Source organism: Morganella sp. HMSC11D09 (assembly GCF_001807955.1).
Taxonomy (GTDB): Bacteria; Pseudomonadota; Gammaproteobacteria; order Enterobacterales; family Enterobacteriaceae; genus Morganella; species Morganella morganii.
On the sequence record NZ_KV791642.1, the window covers coordinates 1 to 719 of the forward strand.

Annotated in this window: 1 protein-coding gene; it reads right to left on the minus strand. The window is 44.5% G+C overall.

From position 1 onward, the window contains the following. Positions 1–94 precede the first annotated feature (94 nt). Positions 95–719 (minus strand): PD-(D/E)XK nuclease-like domain-containing protein (locus HMPREF3119_RS00380; RefSeq protein ID WP_246829221.1); only part of this gene is annotated, 625 nt, incomplete at its 5' end.

Consider the following 719-nt stretch of genomic DNA (forward strand, 5'->3'; position numbering starts at 1 on the left):
CGGACAGATTTAATTACCGCAGTAATTGGCTGGCTTTGTACATCTTCGAAATTAAGCTGATCCGATTTCGGGATAATTGTTTTTGATAAATCCATTAGAGATATACCTCGTCATCAAGATATTCATCATCGAAAAGATAAGAGGGCACGTTTATTTCACTGGATGGCAAAACCATTCCTTCGGTTTTCGGTATGGCGCCATCAATGCACTGTTTTATTGTGTGCAGAGATTCGAACACTACCTTTCTTCCCAGCTCCAGCGAGTCCTCGCCGATGTAATACATGCAGTTGGTGTACGGCGGCTTATTCTGAATGGCGAAAAAGCAGAACTGATTTAAGTCTCTTCCTGTGACTAATTTCAGCACGTACAAATAAAATGCAGCCTGCACATGATAGTGATATTTCCCAAAAGCCTGACTGAAACCGCGCTCTGTTGCGTCCATGCAGCTTTTTACATCTAGCGGGTAAGGGTATGAGTCTGACATCCTGTCAAACCGGCACTTTAATTTCAGTCCCGTTTCCGGGCAGGTGGCGAACATAGATATTTCAGAGTTACCTGGTGATGCCATGTAACTAACGAAATCGCTGTTCAGGCCGGCCGATTCAATCATCCTTTGTATTGTTTCAACCTCACCGTTCACCAGTATCTTTTCAGCATCCGTCTGTTTTAAAGCGTCCCTGTATTCTGCTGAGCGCCGATCCTTGACGTCTGGCAGCAAA